22 protein-coding genes are annotated in these 25,435 nt (G+C 61.7%); 14 read left to right on the top strand and 8 right to left on the bottom strand.

Annotated features, from left to right (window positions below; all coding sequences use genetic code 11):
* Positions 1-27 precede the first annotated feature (27 nt).
* Positions 28-591 (top strand): dual specificity protein phosphatase family protein, encoded by a 564-nt coding sequence (locus tag AC1D17_RS00385; RefSeq protein WP_477563459.1) that lies wholly within the window; start codon positions 28-30, stop codon positions 589-591.
* A 124-nt stretch (positions 592-715) separates the two neighbouring features.
* Here the strand turns inward: AC1D17_RS00385 and AC1D17_RS00380 are convergent, their stop codons facing one another.
* Entirely contained in the window at positions 716-1,930 is a 1,215-nt protein-coding gene (locus AC1D17_RS00380; protein WP_477563458.1) for a hypothetical protein, read from the bottom strand.
* A gap of 236 nt (positions 1,931-2,166) precedes the next feature.
* Here AC1D17_RS00380 and AC1D17_RS00375 point away from each other — a divergent pair, with 236 nt between their 5' ends.
* From AC1D17_RS00375 to AC1D17_RS00350, 6 genes are all read left to right on the top strand, one after another.
* Entirely contained in the window at positions 2,167-2,427 is a 261-nt protein-coding gene (locus AC1D17_RS00375; protein WP_477563457.1) for a hypothetical protein, read from the top strand.
* Between the two features lie 105 nt (positions 2,428-2,532).
* Entirely contained in the window at positions 2,533-3,516 is a 984-nt protein-coding gene (locus tag AC1D17_RS00370) for an HAD family hydrolase (RefSeq protein WP_477563456.1), read from the top strand.
* A gap of 90 nt (positions 3,517-3,606) precedes the next feature.
* Entirely contained in the window at positions 3,607-4,989 is a 1,383-nt protein-coding gene (locus AC1D17_RS00365; RefSeq protein WP_477563455.1) for a DUF3300 domain-containing protein, read from the top strand.
* Positions 4,990-5,015: 26 nt separating this feature from the next.
* A complete protein-coding gene (locus tag AC1D17_RS00360; protein ID WP_477563835.1) occupies positions 5,016-5,978 on the top strand; it encodes a DUF2950 family protein in 963 nt (320 codons plus the stop codon).
* 11 nt (positions 5,979-5,989) lie between these two features.
* The gene (locus AC1D17_RS00355) at positions 5,990-7,441 is read left to right on the top strand and encodes an MltF family protein (protein ID WP_477563454.1); all 1,452 of its coding nucleotides are present in this window, start codon (positions 5,990-5,992) and stop codon (positions 7,439-7,441) included.
* 120 nt (positions 7,442-7,561) lie between these two features.
* Positions 7,562-8,473, top strand: a complete 912-nt coding sequence (locus tag AC1D17_RS00350; RefSeq protein WP_477563834.1) for a formylglycine-generating enzyme family protein — start codon at positions 7,562-7,564, stop codon at positions 8,471-8,473.
* Positions 8,474-8,521: 48 nt separating this feature from the next.
* On the opposite strand, the gene AC1D17_RS00345 is transcribed toward AC1D17_RS00350, so the two are convergent.
* On the bottom strand, positions 8,522-10,315 hold the full coding sequence (locus AC1D17_RS00345) for a tetratricopeptide repeat protein (protein ID WP_477563453.1): 1,794 nt from the start codon (positions 10,313-10,315) through the stop codon (positions 8,522-8,524).
* A 371-nt stretch (positions 10,316-10,686) separates the two neighbouring features.
* On the opposite strand from AC1D17_RS00345, the gene AC1D17_RS00340 reads away from it, so the two are divergent.
* The 7 genes from AC1D17_RS00340 to AC1D17_RS00310 are packed head-to-tail and all read left to right on the top strand — an operon-like array spanning position 10,687 to position 17,914.
* Positions 10,687-11,448 (top strand): transporter, encoded by a 762-nt coding sequence (locus AC1D17_RS00340; protein ID WP_477563452.1) that lies wholly within the window; start codon positions 10,687-10,689, stop codon positions 11,446-11,448.
* Positions 11,449-11,508: 60 nt separating this feature from the next.
* Positions 11,509-12,480, top strand: coding sequence for an AAA family ATPase (locus AC1D17_RS00335; protein ID WP_477563451.1), 972 nt, complete (start codon positions 11,509-11,511; stop codon positions 12,478-12,480).
* 15 nt (positions 12,481-12,495) lie between these two features.
* Positions 12,496-13,491 carry a DUF58 domain-containing protein gene (locus AC1D17_RS00330; RefSeq protein WP_477563450.1) on the top strand — a complete coding sequence of 332 codons (996 nt, stop codon included), beginning with the start codon at positions 12,496-12,498 and terminating at the stop codon, positions 13,489-13,491.
* Complete coding sequence (locus tag AC1D17_RS00325) at positions 13,491-14,012, top strand: DUF4381 domain-containing protein (RefSeq protein ID WP_477563449.1); 522 nt, start codon at positions 13,491-13,493, stop codon at positions 14,010-14,012. The genes AC1D17_RS00330 and AC1D17_RS00325 overlap by 1 nt, the downstream gene beginning before the upstream one ends.
* Positions 13,999-15,003 carry a vWA domain-containing protein gene (locus AC1D17_RS00320; protein ID WP_477563448.1) on the top strand — a complete coding sequence of 335 codons (1,005 nt, stop codon included), beginning with the start codon at positions 13,999-14,001 and terminating at the stop codon, positions 15,001-15,003. The genes AC1D17_RS00325 and AC1D17_RS00320 overlap by 14 nt, the downstream gene beginning before the upstream one ends.
* Entirely contained in the window at positions 15,000-16,571 is a 1,572-nt protein-coding gene (locus AC1D17_RS00315; RefSeq protein WP_477563447.1) for a VWA domain-containing protein, read from the top strand. Before AC1D17_RS00320 ends, AC1D17_RS00315 begins: the two co-directional genes overlap by 4 nt.
* Positions 16,568-17,914, top strand: a complete 1,347-nt coding sequence (locus tag AC1D17_RS00310; protein ID WP_477563446.1) for a BatD family protein — start codon at positions 16,568-16,570, stop codon at positions 17,912-17,914. The genes AC1D17_RS00315 and AC1D17_RS00310 overlap by 4 nt, the downstream gene beginning before the upstream one ends.
* 257 nt (positions 17,915-18,171) lie before the next feature.
* Here the strand turns inward: AC1D17_RS00310 and AC1D17_RS00305 are convergent, their stop codons facing one another.
* The 6 genes from AC1D17_RS00305 to hpaE form a co-directional block, all read right to left on the bottom strand.
* Positions 18,172-19,818: an arylsulfatase gene (locus AC1D17_RS00305; RefSeq protein ID WP_477563445.1), complete on the bottom strand. Its 1,647-nt coding sequence runs from the start codon at positions 19,816-19,818 to the stop codon at positions 18,172-18,174.
* Between the two features lie 470 nt (positions 19,819-20,288).
* Entirely contained in the window at positions 20,289-21,101 is an 813-nt protein-coding gene (hpaI, locus tag AC1D17_RS00300; RefSeq protein WP_477563444.1) for a 4-hydroxy-2-oxoheptanedioate aldolase, read from the bottom strand.
* A gap of 7 nt (positions 21,102-21,108) precedes the next feature.
* Positions 21,109-21,912 carry a 2-oxo-hept-4-ene-1,7-dioate hydratase gene (gene hpaH, locus AC1D17_RS00295; RefSeq protein WP_477563443.1) on the bottom strand — a complete coding sequence of 268 codons (804 nt, stop codon included), beginning with the start codon at positions 21,910-21,912 and terminating at the stop codon, positions 21,109-21,111.
* 1 nt (position 21,913) lies between these two features.
* Entirely contained in the window at positions 21,914-22,777 is an 864-nt protein-coding gene (locus tag AC1D17_RS00290; protein WP_477563442.1) for a fumarylacetoacetate hydrolase family protein, read from the bottom strand.
* 90 nt (positions 22,778-22,867) lie between these two features.
* Positions 22,868-23,848: a 3,4-dihydroxyphenylacetate 2,3-dioxygenase gene (hpaD, locus tag AC1D17_RS00285; RefSeq protein WP_477563441.1), complete on the bottom strand. Its 981-nt coding sequence runs from the start codon at positions 23,846-23,848 to the stop codon at positions 22,868-22,870.
* Between the two features lie 51 nt (positions 23,849-23,899).
* Positions 23,900-25,414 carry a 5-carboxymethyl-2-hydroxymuconate semialdehyde dehydrogenase gene (gene hpaE, locus AC1D17_RS00280; protein ID WP_477563440.1) on the bottom strand — a complete coding sequence of 505 codons (1,515 nt, stop codon included), beginning with the start codon at positions 25,412-25,414 and terminating at the stop codon, positions 23,900-23,902.
* Between the last annotated feature and the right edge of the window lie 21 nt (positions 25,415-25,435).

Genomic DNA, 25,435 nt, shown 5'->3' with positions numbered 1-25,435 from the left:
CTCATCGAAGACATCGCCGGTGAAACAATGCTCAAAATCTTGAAATTGGTTGGACTGGCAGGCTGCGTGACGGGTCTGGGGCTGGCGGCCTATCTGTTTGCCATCCAGGTCACGGGCAACTTTTCCGAAGTCGTGCCGGGGGCGCTCTACCGTTCGAACCAGCCCACGGCCCTGCAGGTGGCAGAATACGCACAGCGCTACGGCATCCGGACCATCGTCAACCTGCGTGGAATCCGCGAGGACGCGGCATGGTACAAAAACGAGGTCGCCGCAGCCGGCGCTCTCGGTATCAGGCATATCGACTTCAAAATGGTCGCAAGCAGACAATTGACGCCGGAGGAGGCGCACCGGCTCGTCGCCCTGTTGCGCGACGCACCGAAACCCATTCTCATCCACTGCAAATCCGGCGCCGACCGGACCGGCCTCGCCTCCGTCCTTTACCTCAATCAGATTGCAGGCGTCGACGAGGATACGGCAGAGCGGCAACTGTCGATCCGCTTTGGCCACTTCAGCATCCCGTTCTTCTCGCCCAGCTATGCGATGGACGAAAATTGGGAAAAGCTCGAAAAGGTCTACGGCCTTTCGGGCTGATCACAGGCCACACGCGCCATCTCGCTTAAACGCGTCACTGAAATTGGGTTTGTTCGTGACAATCGTCTTGCCTCAAGCCTGGGAAAAAGGCCTCAACAAAACTCGGGGCTATTCACTGCCGCCGTCACAACAGCAGCAGTTTCTTCAACACCGAGAAAACTTCCTTGTAGGGGAGTTTCGTTGCGCCGGCGATGGCGAACGGGATGAGAGCGGCGGCGGCAACGGGGATCACGGCCGTCCGGCTGATCAGCATCGTCGAAAGCTTGGCGTTGGCGTCGTAGAGCTTGGAGGGGTCGGCAAGTTCCCCGTCCGGTTCCGGTGTTGGATCGGCGAAGATGTTCCGGCCGATCGCCTTGCGTTCGGCTAAGCGATAGAAGCGCGTCGCCTGGGCGCCCAGAACGACAAGTCCGTTTTCCTTGAGCCTCTTCAGAGGCCGTGTAAAGGCCGACAGCGGATAGGCGAAGAAAGCAAGTACGACGACGAGCCAACCGGCCATCACGACGCTGAGCGTGGTCGCCGAAACCTCCAGGCTGATGAAGTGCTTGGCGATCTGCGCCGCGATCGCGCAACTCATGCCGAACACGAAAAGGACGTAGGTGTTCGGATAGCCTGCCAGAAATGCGAGCCCCGCCTTCCCGTCCGGATGATTGGCGACCAGTCGCAGTTCGAGCCCGGCAATGCCGCGAAGCAGCTGTGCCCAGACGACGTGACGCCAGATTCCGCGCGTAAACAGGAAAACGAAAAGCGGCAGGCTGAAACAGATCGACCACCATCCGGCAACTGTCACTCTGTTACCCTCCGGCAGATGCTCGACCGCCCAGGAAGAGGCCTGGAGCGCCTGGAAGTTTTCGTAGGAGAGAAACGAGGCGATGATCGCCAGGGTAAGGCAGATGAGTTCCGCCGCCCAAAGATCGGGCCGGCGCAGGGCCGTCGTGACGATCGAGGCAGCCCGCGCCATGGAGCTTGGCGCAACGATGGGAGCGAAGATCAGCTGCTTCAGCTTGGCGCGCAGACCTGTTTCCATCGGCTGCTCGGCAAGAACGAAGGCGCCGATGCCGATGAAGAATTTGGACCATACGCTGAGATCGGCAAGATAGGCGCCCTGCCCATGATCCAGCGAAAAGCTGCGCGGCAGGCCGAGCAGGAACGGGACACCCCAGGCGAGCGCAACAAACAGCATTGCGCGCTGCCCGGCGCGCAGGCTGTTGTCATGCAGAAGCCGCAACTGGGCTTGCAAATGATAGAAAGGTCCGCCGTGGGAAACGAGAAACTCGCTGATGCCCCGCGAGGCAGTGTGCCGGGCGGAAGCCACAGTCTCCTGGGAAGTCGTCTCTGTCATGGTATCCACCAAGTTTTGATGTAGGCCTTGATCCAAGTTTTGATCAAGGCCACCCCGGCTGGCGGGAACAATTGAGATCGGCGCGCGCAAGACTGTCCCCCATCCTCAACGGCACCTTGCCCGAATACCCGCTGCTGCGCTTCAAGGAACATGTTCGTACATGTTCGCACCTCCCGCGCAGATAAAAACAAGTAACACTATCAGCAATATGATGAGACCAATCCGAGGTTGCCGTCATGCCGGATTTAGCCGCAGTGATCAGACATTTTCCAAGACACGAGCTGACAATCCGCCGGCTCTACCTGCGGATGCCGGAATTCAGGAGTCTTTGCGAAGATTATGTAGCAGCACGATGTGCGCTGGAACGTTGGCGGGCCGACGAAGGCAAGGTCCGCGACTTTCAGCAGCTGACCGAGGAGATCGAAACGGAAATCGAGGAATTCATCCAGGGTGCGCTGAAGGCCCTGCGCCAGCAGCATCCGCAGGAGAAAACCTGACACCATGTCCACGCGCCGACGCGATGCTTGCCCGCACACGTCGGCATGACCACAATTCGCAACAGGTCGGGACGCACTGTAGAAGCGTCACTTCGGAGATTGATCATGAGTCTATTGCGCCAGATCGCGGCATTCGCCCTCCTCGTGTTGACGCTACCCCCGCTCGCGGCGCGAGCCGACGACCTTTCGTCCTGGAACGACGGCTCAACGAAACAGGCGATCGTCGATTTCGTCACGGCAGTCTCCAAGGAAGGCGGCGCCGATTATGTTGCACCCGGCGAGCGCGTCGCGGTGTTCGACAACGACGGGACGCTGTGGGGCGAGCAGCCGATGTATGTCCAGCTCGCCTTCGCGCTCGACCGGATCAAGGCGCTCGCGCCTGAGCACCCGGAATGGAAGGACACCGAGCCTTTCAAATCGGTGCTCGCCGGCGATGCCGCGGGCATCGCGGCATCCGGTGAAAAAGGCCTGATTCAGCTGGTCGGCACCAGCCATGCCGGCATGACGAGCGACGAGTTCACCAAGATCGCCAGCGATTGGATCGAGACGTCAAGACATCCGAAGAGCGGCAAGCCCTATACATCAATGGTCTACCAGCCGATGCTGGAGCTCATCTCGTACCTGAAGGCAAACAGCTTCGAGGTCTTCATCGTTTCCGGCGGCGGCATCGAGTTCATGCGGCCCTGGACCGAGCGCATTTACGGAATTCCGCCGGAAAATGTGGTCGGCTCGTCGATCAAGTCGAAATACGAGGTCAAGGACGGAAAGCCGGAGATCATGCGCCTGCCGGACGTCGATTTCGTCGATGACGGCCCCGGCAAGCCGGTTGGCATCTATACCCATATCGGCCGACGGCCCATTGCCGCTTTCGGCAATTCCGACGGCGATTTCCAGATGCTGGAATGGACGACCTCAAGACCGGGGCGCAGCTTCGGCCTGATCGTGCATCACGACGATGCCGATCGCGAATATGCCTATGACCGCCAGTCCCATGTCGGCAAGCTCGACAAGGGGCTCGACGAAGGACCGAAGCGCGGCTGGACAATCGTCAGCATGAAGAACGACTGGAAGCAGGTCTATCCGGAGTAGCGGCCAGCAGCATGGGGCAGGCTGACAGCCGCGAACCACCCTGTTCGAAAACGCAAAAGCAATCCGAATCCACGGTTGGGAGTCTACAGCATGCTAAATCCATTCGGCCCCATCGGGCGTTCATTCGCAACGGCGGCTCTTCTGCTGTCCGTCGCCGCCGCTCCGGTTTTCACCGCGCCGGCAAAAGCACAGGATGCGACGCAAACGGCTGCCGCAGCAGCGCAACCCGATGACGATACGCCCGATCTTCTGACGGAAGACGAGCTGGAAGTGCTGGTCGCCCGCATCGCCCTTTATCCGGACGATCTCGTCGCCGTCGTCACATCAGCCTCGATCTTTCCGCTGCAGATCGTGGAAGCCCAGCGCTTCCTCGATCAGTCGAAGACCAAAAAGGACCTGAAGCCCAAGGATACGTGGGACGGCAGCATCATCTCGCTGCTCAACTATCCAGACATCGTCAAGATGATGAGCGACGATCTCGAATGGACCCAGTCGCTCGGCGCCGCGCTCACCTATCAGCAGAAGGACGTGCTGATGGCGATCCAGGCCCTGCGCGACAAGGCTGTCGCCGATAACATCATCAAAAGCGACGACAAGGTCACCGTTGTCAACCAGGGCGACAATATCGTCATCCAGGCCAAGGACCCGGAAAAGATCTACGTGCCGCAATATGCGCCGGAGATGCTCTACGAACCGGGCTATGCGCCGGCGCCGATTAGCTATTATCCCGATCCCTATCCGAACTATTACTACCCGACGGCTACCTTCTTTGCAGGTGCAGTGACCGGGGCGATCTGGGCTTCGGTGGTGGATTGGGACGACTGGGGCGTCTGGGGCGGCGGCTGGCGCGGCGGAGACGTCGATATCGACTGCAACAAGTGCTTCAACGACATCGATATCGACCGTGACAAGTTCAAGATGGGCGATGTCGACTGGAAGAATGTCGACCGCTCGAAGATCAAGTTCGACAAGAACCAGTTCAACCGCATCGACCACAATGCGATGCGCAACGACTTCAAGGCGGACCGCGGAAACAACATCGGCATAAAAGCCAAGGACGTGCGGCGCCAGGGCGGCAACACGATTGCCAACAACCACCCGAAGGTCAGCACCAACGATATCCGCAAGAGCAAGGTGGATGCGGATCGTATCCGCAACCGCGATGCCAACGCTGCGGGCCAACGGCCGCGCAATACCGGACAAGGTGCCGCCGTCGACCGGCCGAAAGCGTCGAACGCCCGGCCCGACAACGTCCAGCGGCCGAAGAACGTAACCCGCCAGGCACGGGAACAGCGGCCCGGCGGCAACGTCCAGAACCGTCCGGCCCGACAGAATTCCGTTATCGGCAACCCCGGAAACCGTCATCAGGTCCAGCGCGCGTCCAGCCGCGGCCAGCAGTCAATGGGTGGCGGTCATCGTGGCGGCGGCGGCCACAAGGCCGTCAGGCATGGCGGCGGCGGACGCCATCGCTGAAACCGGGTGCAAAGGAGAACATGACCATGCCATCTTGCCATAAAATCTTGCTTCGCTCCCTGTCCTGCGCCGTGGTAATCGCCACAGCAGCACTGGCGCCGGCCGTCCACGCACAGGATGCGGGCGCCGATACCCCGATCTCGGCCTATATCTCGCCACAGGATCCACCGATTTTCGCCACGCCGGAAGAGGCGCTCGCGGCCTTCAAGTCCACGCTCGAAGGCGGAGATGTCGCCAAGCTCGCGGCCCTGCTCGGCCTCGATGCAGCCAAGATCGCCGACAGTGCCGGCGTGGCGGACGCCTTTGCGGCAATCAAGGCCGGCGCCAAAGAAAAACTCGCTCTGACGGATGTCAACAACCGCAAGGTCATCGAGGTCGGCACCGAACGCTGGCCCTTCCCCTTCCCGATCGCCAAGGGTGACGATGGAAAATGGGCTTTTGACACCTATGTCGGGCTGGAAGAGGTCGCAAACCGCCGGGTCGGCGAAGACGAACTGGCGACCATCGACACCATGCGCGCCTATGTCAGCGCCCAGGAGACCTATGCGCTTGCCGACCATGATGGCGATGGGGTTCTGGAATATGCCCGCAAGTTCATCAGCAGCGAGGGCACGCAGGACGGGCTCTACTGGCCGGCCGAAGCCTTTGGCGGCGAGGAAAGCCCTGCTGGACCGGCGCTTGCCGATGAAAAGGCCCTGAAGGCGGCCAAGGCCGGTGCCGGCTTCAATGGTTACCGCTACCGCATCCTCACCCGTCAGGGTAACGCCATCGCCGGTGGCGCCTACGACTATGTCATCAATGGCAACATGATCGCAGGTTTCGCCGCTGTGGCCTGGCCCATCCACTATGGCATCAGCGGCGTGAAGACCTTCGTCGTCAACAAGAGCGGCATTGTCTACGAAGCCGATCTTGGCGACAAAACATCGGATATCGCAGCTAAAATCGAGACGTTCAACCCGAACGACGACTGGCAGGTCGTCGAAGACTGACAGGGTGTTCCATGGCAAACCGGCTTCTCGTCATGCTCCTGATGCTGTGCGGGATCGCCGGCATGAGCCTTCGTCCTGGCTCAGCTCTGGGCCAGGAAACGCCTCTTCTGATGGGCAAGTTCACCGATGATTTCGATGCGATGGAAAAGCGTCGGCTGGTGCGCATCATAGTGCCTTTCAGCAAGACCATCTACTTCATCGACAAGGGCGCGCAATACGGCACCGCCGTCGAATTCGGCACCGAGTTTCAAAAGGTGTTGAACGCAGGCAAGAAGAAGGAGATCGAGAAAATCCGTGTCGCCTTCGTGCCGGTGGCGCGCGACGAACTGCTTGCCGCCCTCAACGACGGTCGCGGCGACATCGTCATGGCCAACCTGACGATCACGCCTGCGCGCCAGGCGGAGGTGGATTTTTCAGCTCCGCTCTACGCCAAGGCATCCGAAGTTCTGGTGACGGGACCAGGCGCTCCGGGCATCAAGACCCTCGACGATCTCGGCGGCAAGGAAATCCGGTTGCGCGTTTCCAGCAGCTACTACGAGCATCTGTCGGCGCTGAACGACAAGCGCCGCACCGAAGGCAAGCCCGAAATAACGCTGATGCCGATGGACGAAAACCTCGAGGACGAGGACCTGCTGGAGATGACCGATGCCGGGCTCCTGCCATGGGTTGTCGTCGATGACTACAAGGCGGCGATCTGGAAGGGCGTCTTCCCCCACATCACTGTTCGCAACGACATCGCCATCAACACCGATGGCCAGGTCGCCTGGGCAATCCGCAAGGAAAGCCCGCTCCTCAAGGCGAAGCTCGATGCCTTTGCCAAAGACCACAAGATCGGCACCACCTTCGGCAACATTCTGCGGGGCCGCTACTACAAAAGCGACAAGATGGTGCGCCGCGCCTATTCGCCGGCCGAGATGGAGAAATTCAAAAAGCTCGTCGACATCTTCCGCAAGCACGCCGGCGAATATTCCTTCGACTACCTGATGGTGATCGCTCAGGGTTATCAGGAATCACAGCTCGACCAATCGCGTCGCAGTCCGCGCGGCGCTGTCGGCATCATGCAGCTCCTGCCCGCGACCGCCTCCGACAAAGCCGTCGGCATCAAGGATATATCGTCAGCGGACCGCAACGTCGAGGCGGGAAGCAAGTACCTGCGCTATCTGATCGACACCTATATCGCCGACCCGAACCTGCCTCCGCGCGAGCAGTTGCTCTTTGCCTTTGCGGCCTACAATGCCGGTCCGGGCAACCTGCACAAGTTCCGCGCCAAGGCAAGCGAGATGGGTCTCGATCCGAATATCTGGTTCGGCAATGTCGAAAACGGCGCCGCCGCCGTCGTCGGGCGTGAAACCGTGCAATATGTCAGCAACATCTACAAATACTATGTCGCCTATGACATGCTGGCTGAACACGCGAAAAAAGGCGACAAGCAGACGACGGCGGCCACGGACGGCGTGAAGTAGCACAGCCGAGGGTGAGCCTCGCATGCGGGGCAATCCGCCTTGGCGTCAACGGTGAAGCGCAGGAAGAAAGACATGCAGACATCGGAAATCCGCATCGACCAGGAAACCGCCCGGATTGGCATGATCCGGATCGAAGGCGGCACCTTCATGATGGGGTCGAACGATCACTATCCAGAGGAAGCGCCTGCCCATCCCGTCAAGGTCGACAGTTTCTGGATGGACGAAGCGCCGGTGACGAACGGGGAGTTTCTCGCCTTCGTCAATGCGACCGGCTACGTCACTTTCGCCGAAAAACGGATCGAGGCGCGCAGCTATCCCGGCGCGCCGCCGCAGAACCTGCGCGCCGGCTCTCTCGTCTTCACGCCGCCGACGAAGCCGCTGCAGAGCCGCGATATCTCGCAATGGTGGGTGTTCACCCACGGCGCCACATGGCGCCGGCCGCTCGGCCGCAAGAGCAGCATCGGCAATATTCTTGACCACCCTGTCGTCCATATCGCCTTTAGCGATGCCGAAGCCTATGCCGCCTGGGCGGGAAAGGAACTGCCGACCGAAGCGGAATGGGAATTTGCCGCCCGCGGCGGGCTCGAGCAGGTGGAATTCGCCTGGGGCGACGAGCTGACCCCCGGCGGCAAGCACATGGCCAACACATGGCAGGGCGGCTTTCCCAGCCAGAACCTGTTGGAAGACGGGTTTGAGCGCACATCGCCGATCCGCTCCTATCCACCGAATGGCTACGGCCTCTACGACATGATCGGCAACACCTGGGAATGGACCACGGACTTCTGGACGACGCGCCACCCGGAAGCAGCGGCAAAGCCCTGCTGCATTCCCTCCAATCCGCGCAATCTCGATCCTGAGGGCAGCTTCAATCCGGCCCAGGCTCAGCTTGCCATTCCCCGCAAGGTGCTGAAGGGCGGCTCGCATCTCTGCGCGCCCAACTATTGCCGGCGCTATCGCCCCGCCGCTCGCCATGCGCAGGAGATCGATACCTCGACAAGCCATGTCGGCTTCCGCTGCATCGTCCGGCGATAACGCCTGCCCCGCTATCCAATACCAAGTCTCTATCATCGAGACTTGGTATTAGGCCGGGTTTGTGGTCGCGGCCATCTCGTGCAATCCCGCCCTGTGCAGTCCGGAAACCAGAGCATCGACGATGCGATCGATCGCCTGGTGGCGGCGATAGACGGCGGCCGGGTCGCGCGCGAGCAGGGGAGACTTTTCCGCCATCTTCGCGAGCGCCGCGCGTGCCTCGTCCTTTTGGCCGAGCGCGGCCTCGGCAATGGCGACGAGCGACCAGCTGATTCCAGACCCGTCGATCGTGGAACGTTGGGCCGCCGCAAGCGTCTCCTCGTAATCCCCGCGCAGATACAGGTCGATCGCAATCAGGTGGTAATACCAGCCGGGCGGGTTGACGGAGCGCTCAATGGCCCGCTTCAGGAACGGAATGCCTTCATCGAAATTGCCGCGCACGGCCAGCCGCCAGCCAAGCTGGGCAAGCGTGTCGGGATCGTTGGGGTTGAGCGCAAGAGCCTGGCGCTGGACGCGCTCGCTTTGGGCATAATCGCCCATATAGTGCAGGGTAGAGGACAGTGCCTTCAGCGCCGGTATGTTGTTGCGGTCCAGTGCAAGCGCGTGGCGCGCCGTCGATATGGCACGGCGATAGGCAGCTTCCGGCGCCCCCTTCTGGCTCCAGCCGAAGCGCCCCTCATCCATATAGAGCCAGGCCAGCATCGCCCAGGCATCCACATAATGCGGATCGCGTTGGACGGCTTTCTCAAGGCAAGCCAAAACGGGCGTGTGCAGCGCCTGCGTCAGAGACCATCGATAGGTATAGGCCTGCAAGACGCACTCGTAACTCGACATCGCCGTCGGGTCGGTTATCCGGCCGGCATCGGCATTGCGCAGCACACCATAGGGCTGCCCCAGGGCCGACGCGATCGCGTGGGCGATCTCCTGTTGCACGGAGCGCAACGAGCTTGCCGTATAGTCTCGATCATAACTGCCGATCCAGAGGATGCGCTGCGTCTGCACGTCGATCAGACGGGCATTGACCCGCAGCGACTGATCGCCGTCATCCAGGTCGATGGTGCCGTTCACGACATAGGACAGACTGAGGTCCCTGCCTATTTCAATGGGATCCCTTCCGGGCAGGTTTTTCTCCTTGCCGGATGGCAAATAGAGGCGAACGCTCCCAAACCGGTTGATACTGGCCATGATTTCGTCGGCCATGCCATCGCCCAGCAGGGCATTTTTGGAGTTGTTGCCATTCGCTTCGAAAGGCAGCACGACGAGCGATGCACCCTTTTCGTCCCGACGGCCGTCCGCCGTTTCCATGTCCGATCTCACATGGGCGTAAACGATCACGCCGGCGAAAAGGGCGATAGCGGCAAGCACCGCCAGGATGGCACGGCGAAACGGCGGAGCTGCCTGGAACACCACATCCTTCGCATCGCCGGCGCCGGACGCCTCCGTTGCAGGCAACGGAGCGGAGGAAGCATCCGGCTGTTCGACCACCGGCGCGTATTGCCCTTTTGGAATCGATATTCGCAGCGGGTTGCCGCGCCCGGCCGAAACATAATAGCCGTCGAGATCATGCCGCAGACGGCGTGCTTCCAACCGTACCACAGGGTCGGTTTGCGGATCGAAACTGTCGTCGCGACCGAAGACGAGGGTTGCGATCGTGTAACCCTTCAGCTCGCGTCCGCGGCCGGCAAGCGTCTCCTCGACCAGATAGCGCAACAGCTTCTTGCGCCGCGGCGTGGCCTTGAAAGCCGCACTTTCAAGAATTCGGTCCAGCTCTCCCGCGACGCATTCCGGGGCCGGCGCGGGACCTGAACGTACCTGGATATTCTCGTTCGGCAACCCTGTCGGCATGGCGACATCCCCCGCAACTGGCCTATCCTTGAGGCCCGCGCATTCAACTTCGAAGTCGCGTTGAAATCCAGCACAATTTCAGCTTGTGGAGCGATTTGGTTGCCAATAAAATGACTGACGAACTCATCTTTCGCTAAAATGTTACAGGTTCGCACCTGTTCGTACCTATCGCGCGCGGAAAAAAGCTGACTATTTTCAATGGGAAAATCAGAATCCGGTGTTTGGCAGAATTGGTTTCCGATAATAGGATTGCGCTTGAGGGGCCGGCCGGGCAGGAGAACGCATTCGAACTGCACCGGACAACGCGCTGCATTTGTAAGAGGTCGAAGGTGCCGATGTTAAGGTTTCGCCGGAGTGGAATACTCGCCGCGATGGTGTTCGCCTTGGCGCCTTCTGTCTGGGCCGAAGACGCCGATCTTGCCAAGCAGCTTTCCAATCCTGTTTCCTCGCTGATCAGCGTTCCGCTGCAGTTCAATTACGACCACGGTTACGGTCCGCAAGATGGCGACAAGGCGGTGATGAATATCCAGCCTGTCATTCCCATCTCGCTGAACGAAGACTGGAACCTCATTTCACGCACCATCGTCCCCGTCACCTGGCAGAACGACATCGCCGGCAATTCCGGCACACAGTTCGGTCTTGGCGATACGCTGCAGAGCTTCTTCTTTTCACCGAAGCAGCCGACAGCCGGCGGCATCATCTGGGGCGTGGGGCCAGCGTTCCTTTTGCCGACCGCGACAGATGAATTGCTCGGCGGTGAAAAATGGGGGGTGGGGCCGACCGCGGTTCTGCTGAAGCAGGAAGGCCACTGGACCTACGGCGTGCTCGCCAACCATATCTGGTCCGCCGCCGGCGATCATAATCGCGACGACGTTAGCTCGACCTTTCTGCAGCCCTTCCTCTCCTACACCACGCCGACTGCCTGGACCTTCGCGCTCAATACGGAAAGCACCTATGACTGGAAGAACGACCAGTGGAGCGTGCCGATCAATGCCTCGGTCGCAAAGCTGACCAAGTTCGGCGCGCAACCTGTCAGCCTGCAGCTCGGCGCCCGCTATTGGGCACAATCGCCTGACAACGGTCCCAAGGGTTGGGGCATACGGGCGGGCATCACGTTCCTGTTTCCCGAGTAGAAGCGGGAAAACGCCTCGCAATCACGAATTAGGCCGCTTGACGAATATCGGGGAAACATGATGGCACATCGGGAAGACATTCAGGCGCTCGGCAAACGCATCGGGCAGTCGATCATCGGCCAGGAGGCGATGATCGAGCGGCTGCTGATGGGCCTGCTTGCCAATGGGCATCTCCTGGTGGAAGGTCTGCCGGGCCTTGCCAAGACCCGCGCGATCAAGAGCCTTGCCAAGAACCTTCAGGCCGAGCTTTCCCGTATCCAGTTCACGCCGGATCTTCTTCCTTCCGACATTACCGGCTCCGAGGTCTACTTCAGCGCCGAGGGCAAGGGCGAGTTCAAGTTCCAGGAAGGGCCGATCTTTTCCAATCTCATTCTCGCCGACGAAATCAATCGCGCGCCGGCCAAGGTGCAATCGGCCCTTCTCGAAGCGATGGAAGAGCGGCAGGTGACGGTCGGCGGCAAGAGCCATCCGCTGCCGGAGCTTTTCCTCGTCATGGCGACGCAAAACCCGATCGAACAGGAGGGCACCTATCCCCTGCCCGAAGCGCAGCTCGACCGTTTTTTGATGCATGTCCGCGTCGATTACCCGGATGCCAAGTCGGAAGCGGCGATCATGGAACTGGTGCGCTCGGAAGAAAAGCAGGCCGCGGCACATAGCGAAGGACCGCAGAAGCTCGCCGCCGAGGTCGTGCTCGGCGCGCGCAAGGAGATCACCGGCATCACCGTCTCGAAGGCGATCGAGGACTATATCGTCGCATTGGTCATGGCGACCCGCTACCCCGACAAGATCGATGCCGAGCTTGCCAAATGGGTGCAGGTCGGCGTCAGCCCGCGCGGCGTCATCGGTCTCGACAAGGTTTCCCGCACCCGTGCCTGGATGAACGGCCGCGATTTCGTGACACCCGACGACGTGCAGCAGACGGTTCACGATGTCTTCCGCCACCGGCTGGTTCTTTCCTATGAGGCCCATGCCGGCGGTACGACTGCGGATCAGGCGATCGACCGGATCCTGGAGAAGGTGGCGACCGCCTGACCGGAAGGACCTGCAATGGCAATTTCTCTGCCCGCCCTTGGCCGGACAAAGGGGATCAAGCGATCGACGCAAGCCGGCACGAAAGGCGTCTATGTCAGCGTCGATGATCTCGCCGCCCTCGAGCCGATCGCCCGCGACCTGAGCTTCCTGCGCAAGGCGCCGGTGCACCGCCTGCTTGCCGGCCGTCACGAATCGCGCATCCGCGGCCGGGGCTTAAGCTTCGAGGAGCTGCGCAACTATCTTCCCGGCGACGACATCCGCACCATCGACTGGCGCGTTACTGCGCGCACCGGCCAGCCTTTCGTGCGCGTCTATGACGAAGAGAAGGACCGTCCGGCGCTCGTCATCGTCGATCAGCGCATCAATATGTTCTTCGGCAGCCGCCGCTCCCTGAAATCGGTCGCAGCCGCCGAAGCGGCGGCCCTTTGCGCCTGGCGCGTGACGGCGCTCGGTGACCGCGTCGGCGGTTTGGTGTTCAACGATATCGAGGAGGAAACGCTGCGCCCCCACCGCAGCCGCGAAGCCGTCATCCGGTTCGCGGAAGTGATCTCGAAGAAGAACAATGCGCTCAGCGCCACGTCTGACATGCCGAGAACACCGGCACGGCTCGATGCCGTCCTGTCGAAGGTCGCAGCCGTCGCGCAGCACGATCACCTGGTCATCGTCGTCTCTGATTTCGACGGCCACAGCACCGCCACCCGCGATCTTCTCCTGAAGATGTCAGTGGCAAACGACGTCATCTGCATCCTGATCTACGACCCCTTCCTGCTCGAACTGCCGCGCCAGGGCGAGATGGTGGTGAGCGGCGGCGCGCTGCAGGCGGAACTTCAGTTTTCGCGCAGTTCGGTGCGCGATGCGGTCGACAATTTCGCCCGCAACCGCGGCCGCGAGCTGCGCTCCTGGCAGCGCGACATGGGGTTGCCCATGCTTGCCATATCCGCGGCGGAAGAAGTCGCACCACAGCTGCGCGCCCTGCTCGGCCAACTCTCCTTTCGGCAAGGGAGGCGCTGATGGACCCGGCCACACCGCCGAAAGACCCGATGCTTGAGGCCACGCTTCGGCAGATGGCCGATATTTCCCTGCCGCCGCCCGTTTCGATGATGCCGGCGACCTGGGGCTGGGCCGTGCTCGCGGGCCTTGTGGTTCTCGCACTCGCCTTTGCGCTGTGGCGCTGGCTGCACCGCCGCGCGCAAAATCGCTACCGGCGCGATGCGCTTGCCGAACTCGCAGTGCTCGAAGCCCGGATCGGCGCCGAGCCGGAACGCCTGCAGGCGCTTGCTGCGCTGCCCGCCATCGTCAAGCGCACCGCCCTTGCCGTCTGGCCGCGCGAACAGGTCGCGTTCTTGAGCGGCGAGCCATGGGTGGAGTTTCTGAAAGCCCATGCCGGCAAGGCAAGGATCGATGCGGAGAGCTACGCTTTCTTCGCCGAAGCGGAATACCGGCTGGCCGGCGCCGCCCCGGATGAAGCTGCCGCGCAGCGCAGCTTTGCGGCCGCCCGCCAATGGATCGAGGGGCACGATGTACACCCTTGATTATCCCTGGCTGCTGCTCCTGCTGCCCGCGCCGCTGATCGTCTGGTGGTTGCTGCCACCCTATCGCGAGCAGACGCCCGCCGTGCGCATCCCCTTCTTCGACGATATCACCAAGGCCGCCGGCCTCGGCGCCACCGAAGGCTCGGTCGTGCCCCGGGCCAATCTGTTGCAGAAGATCATCGCGCCGATCTGCTGGCTGCTTGTCCTGCTGGCGCTGGCGCGGCCGCAATTCGTCGAGCCGCCGATCGAAAAGACCGAGCCGCAGCGCGACCTAATGCTGGCGCTCGACCTCTCGCAATCCATGGACACCAGGGATTTCCGCGATCCGCAGGGCAACCTGCAAGCGCGCGTCGAGGCGGTGAAGAAGGTCGTCGCCGATTTCATCGACAAACGGCCGAACGACCGCCTTGGGCTGATTGCCTTTGGCGATGCTCCCTATCCGCTGGTGCCCTTCACCATGGACCACGGCACGATGCGCATGATGCTCGCCGATACGCTGCCCGGCATGGCGGGGCCACGCACGGCCCTCGGTGATGCCATCGGCCTTTCCATCAAGCTCTTCGCGAAGAGTGAGGCGCCGGACAAGGTGCTGATCGCGCTGACCGACGGTAACGACACGGCCAGCAAGATGACACCGGACAAGGCCGCCGGGATCGCCAAGCAAAACCACATCCTGATCCACACCGTCGGTATCGGCGACCCGAACGCAACGGGTGAGGACAAGCTCGATCCCGCCACGCTGGAAAAGATCGCCACCACCACCGGCGGTCGCTACTTCTTCGGCGGCGACGAGAAGGCGCTCGCCGATATCTATGCCCTGCTCGACCAGATCACCCCGGCCAACCAGAAGACGCTGAGCTGGCAGCCACGCATCGAGCTTTTCCATTATCCGCTCGGCGCGGCGATCCTGCTCGTTTTGGCCTATCATCTCTTGATGTGGGCCCTTTCGGCCTATGCAGGCCACAGGCAGGACGGGGGAGCCGAGGCATGATCACGGATTTCCATTTCCTTCGCCCGGGGTGGCTGCTCGTTGTGCTTGCCGCGCTGTTGCTCGTCTGGCTGCTCGACCGCCAGAGCGATATGCGGGCGCGCTGGAAAAACCTCATCGCCCCGAACCTCTTGGACCATCTGCTGATCGACCGCGTCCCCACCCGCGGCCTGCGGCCGGTTCATCTCATTGCCGGACTGCTGGCGCTTTCGGCCGTCGCCGCGGCGGGACCGACCTGGGAAAAGGAACGCCCGCCCTTCGTCGAGGACCGCGCACCGCTTGCGATCGCCATCGATCTCGGCCCGACGATGGACGCGACCGATATCTCGCCGACCCGGCTCGATCGCGTAAAGCTGAAAGTGCAAGACATTATGGAGCGGCGCAAGGGTGCGCGCACGGCGCTCTTCGCCTATGCCGGCTCGGCCCATATGGTGCTGCCTCTCACCGACGATGCATCGCTTGTCGCAACCTATCTTGCCGCCCTCTCGCCGGCACTGATGCCGGTCAAGGGTAAGGATACCGCCAAGGCGCTCGATGTCATCGAAAAGGCTTTCGCCGACGAGACCGCGCCCGGCACGATCCTGTTCATGACCGACGGCGTCGAGCGCACCGCCTTTTCCGCCTTTGCCGGATACAAAGGCCGTAACGACCTGATGGTGCTCGGCGTCGGCACGTCCGAGGGCGGCCCCGTGAGGATCGGCAATGGCGAATATCTGACCGATGCGAGCGGCGCCCGCGTCCAGGCAAAGCTCGACGTCGATGCCCTGAAGGCACTGCAATCGGCCTCGTCAGTGCAGGTCGCGACCGTGACGCTGGACGATGCCGATATCGACTGGATCGTCCACCGCATCCAGAGCGCTTTCACCCAGAAGACGGACCAAGGCCTGCAGCGCTGGCGCGATTTCGGCTGGTATCTGACGATCCCCATCGCCCTGCTCACCATGCTCACCTTCCGCCGCGGCCACAAGATCCACTGGCTGGGTGCGCTGATGCTCATCATACTGCCGCTTGCCGCCGCACCACAGGCTAAAGCCGCCGATTTTGCCGATGCCTGGCTTACGCCGGATCAGCAGGGCAAGCGCGCCTTTCTGCGCGGCGACTACGCTGCCGCCGCCGAACATTTCGCCAGTCCTGCCTGGCATGGGGCGGCGCTCTACCGCGCCGGCCGCTATCAGGATGCCATCGATTCCTTTGCGCAATCGGCAGATCCCGAGAGCTATTACAATCAGGGCAACGCACTGATGCAGCTAGACAAGACCGAGGAAGCCATCGCTGCCTACCAACAGGCCCTGAAACAACGGCCGGAATGGCCGGAGGCGAAGGCGAACCTGAAGCTTGCCGAACGGCGCAAGAAGGAAAAGGACGACCAGGAAGAAGAGCAGCAACAGGAACAGGCCGGCCTCGACCCCGACCAGATCCAGTTCGACGACAAGGGCAAGAAAGGCAAGGAAGGCCAGGTCAATGTCGCGGCCCAGACGGCCGAAATGTGGATGCGCAATATCCAGGTATCACCTGCCCAGCTCTTGGCGCGCAAGTTCTCGATCGAAGCTTCCGGGGAAAAGCCGCAATGAGCCGCCGGTCAATCGCCCCGCCCATTCTTCTCGCACTCCTGTTCTGGTGGACCGCCATCGCAACGCCGGCCCTTGCCGCAGACCCGGTCGCGCGGGCAGCGCTGCAGTCGAAGGGCACGCTCTATGTCGGCCAGCAGGTGCTGATCGATGTCGATATCTTCGTGCCGAATTATTTCCTGCAACCGCCGCAGTTTCCCGCCATCGGCCTGCCGGATGCAACAGTGACCCTGCAGGACGGACAGGCGCTGAACCTGAACGAGACGATCGACGGCACGCCCTATGCCGGCATCCGGCGCACCTATATCGTCGTGCCCCGAAGAGATGGCGACTTCACCCTGCCGGCGGCCGAAATCACCTTCGGCTATGCCGCCGTTCCGGGCCAGATGTCACAGGGCAAGGCAAGCCTGCCGCAGCTCCGCTTCACCGTTGCTGCAGCGCCAGGCGGTGCGGAAGGCTCTCCCGGCGTCGTCGCTTCCAAGGTCACCGTCCGCCAAGACCTGGACCCAGATCCCAAGACGCTCAAGGCCGGCGATACCCTCACCAGAACCATCACTGTGCGAGCCGAAGGCCTGCGCGCCATGATGATCCCCGCGCCGGAATTTTCAGCGCCGCAGGGTATCCGCATCTACCCGCAGGACCCGGTGCTCTCGGAAGAAACCGACGCCCGAAGCCAACCCATTGCCGGCGTGCGTAAGGACGTAGCGCAGTATCTTTTCCCGGATGCCGGTCAATACGACCTGCCGGCCATCGAGCTGAGCTGGCTGGATCCCGCAACGGCGAAAACCGAAACCGTCTCTGCACCGGCCGTCAGCGTTTCCGTCACGGCGGTCCCCGCCTCCACGACCGGCCTTGCACCGCCGAAGCCGGAGCCGGAAGCACCGCCCTTCAACTGGTTCCTGGTCTGCGCTACCACCGCCGCAGCCCTTGCCACCAGCCTGATCATCTGGCTTCTCGCCCGGCTCCTTTCAAAGCTGGAGCTGGCCTGGGAGACAAGCCGGTCCGACAGGCGCCAATCCGAAGCCGCCTATTTCCGCCTTGTCGAACAGGCCTGCCACGACGGCTCGCCCGCCGGGATCGCCAAGGCGCTCGATGCCTGGTCACGCAAAACGGGCATCATGCCGCTACGGTCCTGGCTGCTGCACTATGCCGACGAGCAGACGGTGAAGGTCTACGACAGCCAGCAACAGGCAATCTATGGCGGGAAGCCCCATGCCCATGCTCACGGCCTGGATACCGGCCTGAAAAAGGCCCGCGCCGCCTGGTTGACAAAGACGGACCCGAAACCGGCCCGCTGGCGGGGCAAAGCCCTGCCGCAGCTCAACCCCGGCTGGGACAGCCCGTAACGCCAACGAGATTGCCGCACACGAAGCGCAACACGATGCCTTGCGGGGATACAGAGGGAGGCAACCCGCGCCGGTCTCCCCGCGCGTGTTTTCCCGCAGCTGCGCCGATCCTTCCGTGGAATTGTTTTCGAGAAAATTTTCAGCGGACACAGGTTTCGCTGGAGACGTATCGGAAGGTTCGATGCTCCACGACGGTCGAGACAAAAAAGGGCGAGGCAAACGCCCCGCCCTCCTGTTTGTAATGTTCGGCTTGCCGATCAGCGCGGCGCAAGCCCTTCCAGCGCGTTGAGTTTCTTCAGCGCCGCCTGCTGCTGCAGCCAGCCGTAGCCAATGCCGCTGGCATTCAGCGTGCTTCCCATCTGGAACGGATACTGGTCGAAGTCCTGGAAAAACTCCTTGATCTTGCCCTGGATCGGGACCAGCAGCCACATGTTGCGGCCCAGGAACTCCATGGCGCCACCACCTTCCTTCAGACCCTTTTCATACGGGTCCATGCGGAGGTTGGTGATCATCGCCCAACTGGTAATTTCGCGGGTCGCGGTCGCGATATTGCCTTCGCTGGACTGGGCGAAAGCCAGCTTCCAGTCGTTCCAGCGAATGGCATTCAGGTTGCCACCCTGGTCGAAGTAATAGACCGATTCGCGCGGCGGCCCCTTTGCCTCGCCCTTCAAAAGGGAGGTGAGATCGAAACCATCGAGGTGCACCTTGAAGGTCTTGCTCCCCGCCTGATAGCCTGTCTTCATCTGTTCCTTGATGTCGGAAATACCGACAGCGGTTGCAAAGGTCGGCAACCAGTCCATCAAAGTGACAGGCTCGTTGATCTGCGTGCCCGGCTTTACGACGCCCGGCCAGCGTACCATCATCGGAATGCGGAAACCGCCTTCCCAGGTCGTACCCTTTTCACCATGGAACATGGTCATGGCACCATCCGGCCACAACGCCAATTCTGCACCGTTGTCGGTCGTGTAGAGCACGATCGTATTCTCGGTAATGCCAAGATCGTCGAGCTGCTGCAGAAGCTGGCCGACATGACCGTCATGCTCGACCATGCCATCGGCATGGATGCCCTTGCCCGTCTTGCCGACCGAATCCGCTTTCAAGTGGGTGAAGATGTGCATGCGCGTCGAGTTGAACCAGCAGAAGAACGGCTCGTCAGCCTTCGCTTTGCGATCGATGAAGTCCTTGGCCGCCGCCAGGAATTCTTCGTCCACCGTTTCCATGCGCTTCGTGTTGAGCGGGCCGGTATCTTCGATCTTGCCGTCCGCCGTGGACTTGATGACGCCGCGCGGGCCGTATTGTTTGCGGAACTCGGCGTCCTTCGGGTAGAAATAACCTTCCGGCTCTTCCTCGGCGTTCAGGTGGTAGAGATTGCCGAAGAACTCGTCGAAGCCGTGCTTGGTCGGCAGGTGCTCGTCGCGGTCGCCCAGATGGTTCTTGCCGAACTGGCCGGTCGCATAACCCTTCGATTTCATGACATCGGCGATGGTCGGCATCCAGTCCTGGATACCATGCGGATCACCGGGCATGCCGATGGTCAGGAGGCCGGTGCGGAACGGTTCCTGGCCGAGGATGAAGGAGGCGCGGCCAGCCGTGCAGCTCTGCTGGCCGTAGCTGTCGGTAAAGATCGCACCTTCGGCCGCGATGCGGTCGATGTTCGGGGTGCGATATCCCATGAGCCCCATCGTATAGGCGCTGATTTGCGGGATACCGATGTCGTCGCCGAAGATGACGAGGATGTTCGGCGTCTTTGCAGCGCCGGTCGATCCAGCCTCCTGGGCCTGCGCACTGCTGACAGCGGTGCCACCGGCCGCTGCTGCCGCGGCGGCGAGTATCGTGCCGCCCAAGAGCAGGTCACGGCGATTGATACTCGGCGATTGGTCTTTCTTTGGCGTTTCAAGGCTCATGCTCTGCTCCTCGGTCCGGATGAAAATCTCAAATGCTTCGCAAAGTCCCGCAATCCAGAGCCGGCGATGTCTGACAACAGCGCCCGATGGCCGACCCAGTCAAACGGCAACAACTGACGCATTGGCGGCTTGGTTGCAGGCCAAAGCGCACCCACGGCAGTTGCGGCCCTCCATCCGCTTGGCGCACAGGGGAAAGCGGCAGTTCCTTCGCGTCGCTCAGCGTCAGAAAGCCGACTGCCAGTTGCAGTGAGATTTCGAACACTCAGCCGCTTCACTATCGCTCTGAATTAAATATGCGGTAGGTGCGAACATGTACGAACATGTTGCCAAGAGCCGGTATTCCGGCGTGTATCCGGCGCCCCAACGGCACCACCTAATATGTAGGGTTGCATTTCCGCCGGACATCGGTTTCGTTCGGCCCTGCGCGAAACTGCCGTCGGCAGGGGCCGTTTAAACGATCTTATGGGTCCCTAATACACCTGACCGGCAGAGCCAATCGCCTGAGCGGCAACACCGTCCGCCTTGAACTCATTGAGCAATTTCGTCGTCGAGTTCGCCAGTAGCCCGACATCACTGCCGATGCCGACGAAACTGGCGCCGAGTTCGACATAGCGCCTTGCCAGCCCCTGGTCGGCGGTCAGGATGCCTGCCGCCTTGCCATTGGCCTTGATGCGGCTGAGCGCATCTTCCACCGCCGCCTGCACCTCGGACACGCCCGGCTTGCCGAGAAAGCCCATGTCGGCTGCGAGGTCGGCGGGACCGATGAAGACGCCATCGACACCCTCGGTCGTGGCGATCTCTTCAAGATTGGCGAGACCCGCCCGGCTCTCGATCTGCAACAGCAGGCAGACTTCGTCATTGGCCGTCTCAAGGTAATTCGGAATGCGATTGAAACCCGATGCACGCGCAAGCGAGGCGCCGACGCCGCGAATGCCGTGCGGCGGATAGCGAACGGCACGCACCAGGGCTTCGGCCTGCGCCTTGGTCTCGACCATCGGTACCAGAATGGTTTGCGCACCGATGTCGAGTATCTGTTTGATCATCCACGCTTCGCCGATCGGCGGCCGGACGATCGCATGGACCGGATATCTGGCCAGCGCCTGAAGCTGCGCAACCAGTGTCTGGATATCGTTGGGCGCATGTTCGGCGTCGATGAGCAGCCAATCGTAGCCTGCGCCAGCGCAGACCTCCGCCGTATAGGCGCTGGTGAGCGCCACCCAGAGGCCGATCTGGGTGCGGCCGTCTTTAAGCGCTGCTTTGAACTCGTTTAGGGGTGCGGGCATCGGGGTCTCACTTGAAAAAGCAGCTAATGGTGCCACAGGGGCCGAAATCGGCTGAAATCGTATCGCCATGGCGGGCTTCGATCGGCCGGATGAAGGAACCGGCAAGCACGATCTGCCCCGCCTCGATGCCGGCGCCATAGTGCGAAAGCCGGTTGGCAAGCCAGGCGATCCCGCGGGCGGGATGGTTGAGCACGCCGGCACCGAGCCCGGTCTCCTCGACCTCGGCATTGCGCGAGACGATCGCACCCATCCAGCGCATATCGACCTGGTCGGGCCGCATCTGGCGGCCCCCGATGACGATACCGGCATTGGCCGCATTGTCGGAAATCGTATCGACAATGGTACGCGCCTTCCTGGTTTCCGGATCGGCGCGCAGGATGCGGGTATCGAGGATCTCAAGCGCGGGCGTCACATAATCCGTGGCGTTGAGCACATCGAAGATGGAGACATCGCCGCCCTTGAGCGGCGCCTTCATCACGAAGGCGATTTCAGCCTCGATGCGCGGCTGGATGAAACGGTCTCCGGCAATCACTGCGCCGTCCTCGAACAGCATGTCGTCGAACAGGACGCCGCTATCGGGAATGTCGATGTTCAGCGCATATTGCATCGCCTTGGAGGTGAGGCCGATCTTCCAGCCGATCACCCTGCGGCCGGCCTTGATCTTGTCGCGCACCCATGCGTCCTGGATGGCATAGGCGTCGTCCATCGTCGCCTGCGGATAACACTGCGACAGGAGACCGATCTGCTTGCGGCTTTTCTCGGCCTGGTCCAGCGCCTGAGCGGCGGATTTGATTTCATCCTCGGTCAGCATCTCAAACCTCGTCGGCAATGGTGTTGCGCAGCGTACCGATGCCTTCGGCCTCGACCTCGACGACATCGCCCGGCTTCAGCCAGACCGGCGGATCGAAGCGCGCGCCCGCGCCGGTGGGCGTGCCGGTGACGATCACATCGCCGGGTACCAGCGTCGTGAAGGTCGAGATATAATTGATGATCTTGCGGAAGGAAAAAATCATCCGCGATGTGCGATCCTGCTGGCGGACTTCGCCATTCACCCGGGTCGTCAACTCGATATCGGCGATCTGCTCCTCGTTTGTGAACGGCACCAGCCAGGGGCCAATCGAGCCGGTCCGGTCGAAATTCTTGCCCTGTGTCACGTTGAATTTGGCATGCCGCACCCAGTCGCGGATCGTGCCTTCGTTGCACAGCGAGAGCGCGGCAATGTGATCAAGCGCCTCTCTCTCGGCAATCCGCCGCCCGCCCTTGCCGATGACGATGACGATCTCACCCTCGTAATCGAGTTGCGGGCTCTCCGGCGGCCGGATCAGCGGCTGGCCGTGACCGGTGAAGGAACGCGGAAAGCGGATGAACAGCGAGGGATTGGCGGGTGCTGCCTGGCCGTCCTTGTACTCCTCGTTGCGATCGGGGAAGTTAACCCCGACGCAGATCAGCTTTTCCGGCGCCGGTATCGGGATTTCGAAGGTGACATCTGCGAGCGCGAGATCCGGCTCCATCGTCGCGGCCTCATCGGCGAGACGCAACAATGCACCGGCTTCAACGACTTCGCGCAGCGTCGGCCAGACGCCGCCATAGCGGGCGGACAGGTTGACGATGCCGCCATCGGTATGGACGCCGTAACCTCGGCCGCCTGTGGTGGAGAAACTGACAAACTTGGACATTACGACTTCACTCCAAATGGCCCCTCGCCCGGCTGCTCCGGGTCCCTTCTCCCTGATGCGGAGAGAGGATCAAGGTCGAGGGGCAAACCCTCACGGCGCCACAATCGGCTGCGCCTTGAGCACGGAATCGACCACGTCGGCGCCGGCGAAAAGGCTGCCCTCCTCGAACCAGGATTTCGGCGCGGGCGCCCCCCAGAGCGTCTGCCGCTGCGGGTCCTTGAGGTCCCACCTGATCGGCTCGAGGTCGGGATCGACCGTCTGGTAATCCGAGCAATAGATCTCGATGCGATGGCCGTCGGGGTCACGGATATAGAGGAAGAACGCATTGGAAATGCCGTGCCGGCCCGGACCGCGCTCGATGTTGGCCAGCCAGCCGGTGGTCGACATCAGGTCGAGCAGGTCGATGATGTTGAGCGGCGTCGGCACCCAGAAGGCGGTGTGGTGCAGGCGGGGGCCACGGCCATTGGTAAAGGCGATGTCGTGCACGCCGCCCTTGCGATGCGTCCAGGCGGCCCACAGGCGGCCGGTTTCCTCGTCGGCGGTATATTCGGTCACCCGGAAGCCGATCTCGTTATAGAAGGCAACGCTCTCGTCGACATTGGGCGAGAAGCAGTTGAAATGATCGATACGCAGCGGCTTGACGCCCTTGTAGAGCGCGTATTTCTGGTGGATCGGCGGTAGGCGGTCCATCTTCGAATAGAATTCGAGCGGAATGCCATGGGGGTCGCGGGTGCGGAAGCTGCGCGACTGATAGGGACGCTCGACCCACTCCACCGGCAGGCCCTTGCCCTTGAAGAAGTGCTCGGCCTTGTCGAGATCGTCTTCGGAAAACACCTTGAAGCCGAGGTCGCGGGCTTCTCCCGTGTCTGATTTCTTCAGCACGATGCAGTGGTGCCCCCGCTCTTCCATGGCGCGCAGATAGATCGTGTCGGATGTCTCGTCGGTCACCTGCAGGCCGAGCGTATCGACATAGAAAGCGCGCGACTTGGCGAGATCGGTGACGGCGAGTTCGACATGGCTGAGCCGTATGATGTTGAAGGGCGGGTAGAGATTGGGTTTCGGCAGGGCCATTATTTCCTCCTCAGATTTGGGCGTGCAGCGAGTGACCGGCGCATGGTCACCTCAGCCACCGAGTTTCTGGATGGCGTGCGCCGTGGTGGCAAACGCGATGTTCTTGGTTTCCATGTAGAAATCGAAGGACCAGTCGCCGCCGTCGCGGCCGATGCCTGAGCTCTTGACGCCGCCGAACGGTGTCGGCAGATGGCGGACGTTTTCGGAATTGACCCAGATCATCCCGGCCTCCAGCGCATCGGTAAAGCGGAAGGCACGGGTGACGTCATTGGTCCAGAGATAGCCGGTCAGGCCGTATTCGACGTCGTTGGCAAGTTCGAGCGCTTCTGCCTCGTCCTTGAACGCAATAGCCGTCAGCACCGGGCCGAATATCTCTTCCTGGGCAATCCGCATCTTGTTGCTGGCGCCGGTGAACAGTGTCGGCGAGACATAGCATCCGCCGCCCGGACCGGCGAATTTCTCCCCGCCGGCAGCGACGGTCGCACCGCCGGCCTTGCCGATCTCGATATATTCCAGCACCTTCTTCTCATGAACGGGGTGGATGAGCGGGCCGATGACGGTTTCCGGGTCGAGCGGATGGCCGACCTTGATCCGCCTGGCCTTCTCGGCGACCAGCGCCGTAAACCTGTCATAAATGCTTTCCTCGACCAGAAGCCGCGAGGACGAGGTGCAGCGCTCGCCGTTGAGCGAATAGATCATGAAGACGGCGGCATCGGCCGCCCGTTCGAGATCGGCATCGGCAAAGACAATCACCGGGTTCTTGCCGCCGAGTTCGAAATGCACGCGCTTGAGCGTGTCGGCGCCCTGCTTCATGATCATCGAACCGGTGCGGCTTTCGCCGACAAAGCCGATTGCCTTGATATCGCGGTGTTCGGTCAGCGCCTTGCCGGCATCCTCGCCGAAACCGTTGACGAGGTTCCACACGCCTTTCGGCAAACCGGCCTCTTCGGCGATCTCCACCAGCAAGCGGGCGGTCAAGGGCGAAAACTCCGCCGGCTTGTGAACCAGCGTGCAGCCTGCGGCGAGCGCCGGGGCGATCTTCCAGGTCGACAGCATGAAGGGTGTATTCCACGGCGTGATGATGCCGACCGGCCCAATCGGAACGCGAGTGGTCATGTTGACCTGGCCGGGACCGCGCAACGTCTTGCCGTCGCGGGCTTCCGGCGCGCGGTCTGCAAAGAAGCGGAAATTCTCCGCGCCGCGCAGGGCCGCCTTGGCCATGAATTTCAGCGATTGCCCGGTATCCATGCATTCAACGAAGGCGATCTCTTCCGCACGCGCAACGATGGCGTCGGCGATCTTGTGCATGAGCTTCTTGCGCGCGGTGCCATCCATGGCAGCCCAGGCCGGAAACGCAGCCTTGGCAGCCTTCGCGGCGCGGTCGATGTCGGCGGCCTTGCCAAGCGCCACGGTCGCAAGCGGCTTGAGATCGACCGGCGAGATCGTCTCATAGGTGGCGCCATCAGACGCCCACATGTCTTCGCCGTTGATCCTGTTCATCACGCCCGTCTCGAACCTTGCGAGATAGGCCTTGGCTCTTGTGATGTTTTCGTCGAATTTCGACATTCGTTTCTCCGGATTGGGTGC

The sequence above is a fragment of the Pararhizobium sp. P1_E7 genome (assembly GCF_056405855.1).
This window is presented reverse-complemented; position numbering and strand designations above follow the sequence as displayed.

What these genes read in the sequence shown, in the direction of transcription:
- AC1D17_RS00385 (WP_477563459.1), top strand. Translation starts at nt 28, where the DNA reads ATGCTCAAAATCTTGAAATTGGTTGGACTGGCAGGCTGCGTGACGGGT.
- AC1D17_RS00380 (WP_477563458.1), bottom strand. Translation starts at nt 1,930, where the DNA reads ATGACAGAGACGACTTCCCAGGAGACTGTGGCTTCCGCCCGGCACACT.
- AC1D17_RS00375 (WP_477563457.1), top strand. Translation starts at nt 2,167, where the DNA reads ATGCCGGATTTAGCCGCAGTGATCAGACATTTTCCAAGACACGAGCTG.
- AC1D17_RS00370 (WP_477563456.1), top strand. Translation starts at nt 2,533, where the DNA reads ATGAGTCTATTGCGCCAGATCGCGGCATTCGCCCTCCTCGTGTTGACG.
- AC1D17_RS00365 (WP_477563455.1), top strand. Translation starts at nt 3,607, where the DNA reads ATGCTAAATCCATTCGGCCCCATCGGGCGTTCATTCGCAACGGCGGCT.
- AC1D17_RS00360 (WP_477563835.1), top strand. Translation starts at nt 5,016, where the DNA reads ATGCCATCTTGCCATAAAATCTTGCTTCGCTCCCTGTCCTGCGCCGTG.
- AC1D17_RS00355 (WP_477563454.1), top strand. Translation starts at nt 5,990, where the DNA reads ATGGCAAACCGGCTTCTCGTCATGCTCCTGATGCTGTGCGGGATCGCC.
- AC1D17_RS00350 (WP_477563834.1), top strand. Translation starts at nt 7,562, where the DNA reads ATGATCCGGATCGAAGGCGGCACCTTCATGATGGGGTCGAACGATCAC.
- AC1D17_RS00345 (WP_477563453.1), bottom strand. Translation starts at nt 10,315, where the DNA reads ATGCCGACAGGGTTGCCGAACGAGAATATCCAGGTACGTTCAGGTCCC.
- AC1D17_RS00340 (WP_477563452.1), top strand. Translation starts at nt 10,687, where the DNA reads ATGGTGTTCGCCTTGGCGCCTTCTGTCTGGGCCGAAGACGCCGATCTT.
- AC1D17_RS00335 (WP_477563451.1), top strand. Translation starts at nt 11,509, where the DNA reads ATGGCACATCGGGAAGACATTCAGGCGCTCGGCAAACGCATCGGGCAG.
- AC1D17_RS00330 (WP_477563450.1), top strand. Translation starts at nt 12,496, where the DNA reads ATGGCAATTTCTCTGCCCGCCCTTGGCCGGACAAAGGGGATCAAGCGA.
- AC1D17_RS00325 (WP_477563449.1), top strand. Translation starts at nt 13,491, where the DNA reads ATGGACCCGGCCACACCGCCGAAAGACCCGATGCTTGAGGCCACGCTT.
- AC1D17_RS00320 (WP_477563448.1), top strand. Translation starts at nt 13,999, where the DNA reads ATGTACACCCTTGATTATCCCTGGCTGCTGCTCCTGCTGCCCGCGCCG.
- AC1D17_RS00315 (WP_477563447.1), top strand. Translation starts at nt 15,000, where the DNA reads ATGATCACGGATTTCCATTTCCTTCGCCCGGGGTGGCTGCTCGTTGTG.
- AC1D17_RS00310 (WP_477563446.1), top strand. Translation starts at nt 16,568, where the DNA reads ATGAGCCGCCGGTCAATCGCCCCGCCCATTCTTCTCGCACTCCTGTTC.
- AC1D17_RS00305 (WP_477563445.1), bottom strand. Translation starts at nt 19,818, where the DNA reads ATGAGCCTTGAAACGCCAAAGAAAGACCAATCGCCGAGTATCAATCGC.
- hpaI (WP_477563444.1), bottom strand. Translation starts at nt 21,101, where the DNA reads ATGCCCGCACCCCTAAACGAGTTCAAAGCAGCGCTTAAAGACGGCCGC.
- hpaH (WP_477563443.1), bottom strand. Translation starts at nt 21,912, where the DNA reads ATGCTGACCGAGGATGAAATCAAATCCGCCGCTCAGGCGCTGGACCAG.
- AC1D17_RS00290 (WP_477563442.1), bottom strand. Translation starts at nt 22,777, where the DNA reads ATGTCCAAGTTTGTCAGTTTCTCCACCACAGGCGGCCGAGGTTACGGC.
- hpaD (WP_477563441.1), bottom strand. Translation starts at nt 23,848, where the DNA reads ATGGCCCTGCCGAAACCCAATCTCTACCCGCCCTTCAACATCATACGG.
- hpaE (WP_477563440.1), bottom strand. Translation starts at nt 25,414, where the DNA reads ATGTCGAAATTCGACGAAAACATCACAAGAGCCAAGGCCTATCTCGCA.